Origin of the sequence: Novosphingobium clariflavum, from assembly GCF_026420865.1 — a bacterium.
Taxonomy (GTDB): domain Bacteria; phylum Pseudomonadota; class Alphaproteobacteria; order Sphingomonadales; family Sphingomonadaceae; genus Novosphingobium; species Novosphingobium clariflavum.
Genome location: NZ_JAPCWC010000086.1, coordinates 1 through 1,241, shown reverse-complemented (window position 1 = coordinate 1,241; position 1,241 = coordinate 1). Strand labels below are relative to the sequence as shown.

Here is a 1,241-nt window from a genome sequence, read left to right as displayed (position 1 = left end):
CGCTCTCAATATGCACATGGCTCAGGGCGTCACGGCCGATAAGGGGATCGGCGTGATGCTCTCCTATGAGCATAACCTCTCGAACCAGCGCCTCTTCAACGTCCTTGTTACCCGCGTTCGTGACGGTCTCACCATGATCGTCGATGACCGCGAGAAGCTGGAATGGCGCCTGAACTCCAATCCCGGCGACAAGACCTCCTCTCTCGAAAGCACCGGGCAGCTCAACATCGATGGTGTCGATGCCAAGCAGGAAGCGGCAGACGCTGCACTTACCGCGGCATTCGATGCGCTTGACGCAGAGAGCGGTGCCGTTGGCGCGCCGAACGGCCCTGGCAGCGATGCCACCGCTGATTTGGGCGACCTGCCCCCAATGCCCGAAGCCGATGCACATGACGGCGGCGCTGGCACTGGCAGCTATGGCAACGAGAACTCGCCCGCAGGGCGCAGCGACGTTGAGACGAGCCGGAACGGCATGTCCGGTACCGATTCAATGGATCTGGATGACCTGCCCCCGATGGGACCATCGGAAACTGACTATTCCACCTTCGATGCCAGTGCCGATCAGATCTACGACCCCGGCGCTGATGAGCCGCCTGCCCCCGCGCAGGACAAGGAAGACGCCGATCCGCTCCGGCAAGCACTGCTGGATCACCTCGAGGGGGATGGGCTCGGCATCGTCGACACCACCATTGATGATCTCACCGGCATTCCGCCGATGCCTGGCCGTGATGACGGCCAAATTCCGGGCCTGCCCGAAAAGAACCTGGGACTCGATCTATGACCAAAATCATCCCCTTTGACCGCTGTGCCTCCCTACCCTCCGTACCCAAGGGGCTGATTGATCATGGATGAAACCAAAATCGGAATGCTCATCCTGCTGGTGGTGGGATTAGCGCTTCTGAAGGCTTTGGCTGGCCTCAACACAGCGCCGAAGCCTGTCTCGAAACCCTTCCTGACCAAACGTGAGGCTGCGATGCTGATCGCTTTGGAACGGGCCCTGCCCCATTGCCGCATTCACGCGCAGGTGGCGATGGGTGCTTTGCTCAAGGCCCCCACAAACCCATTGCGAAAATCCCGTCACTCCGATCGCAACGCGTTCTCGCAGAAAATCGTTAATTTCGTCGCGCAGGATCGGGCGACGGGCGCGATCCTCGCGCTGATCGAAGTCGATGATTACAGTCACAATGCGTAAGCGCGCATTTCGTAGCACGTTGCTTCCGGAGGCAGTGCGGCCATCATAA

Annotated in this window: 1 protein-coding gene and 1 pseudogene; both read left to right on the top strand. The window is 60.1% G+C overall.

The genetic code is table 11. The features are described from left to right. Positions 1-781 (top strand): annotated as a pseudogene (locus tag OKA11_RS24345) (MobF family relaxase); the annotation flags it as partial. Between the two features lie 63 nt (positions 782-844). Further along, positions 845-1,192 carry a DUF2726 domain-containing protein gene (locus OKA11_RS24340; RefSeq protein WP_267225199.1) on the top strand — a complete coding sequence of 116 codons (348 nt, stop codon included), beginning with the start codon at positions 845-847 and terminating at the stop codon, positions 1,190-1,192. The last annotated feature ends 49 nt before the right edge of the window (positions 1,193-1,241 follow it).

Excerpts from the sequence above, each read along its gene's own strand:
- OKA11_RS24340 (WP_267225199.1), top strand. The coding sequence starts at position 845 with ATGGATGAAACCAAAATCGGAATGCTCATCCTGCTGGTGGTGGGATTA.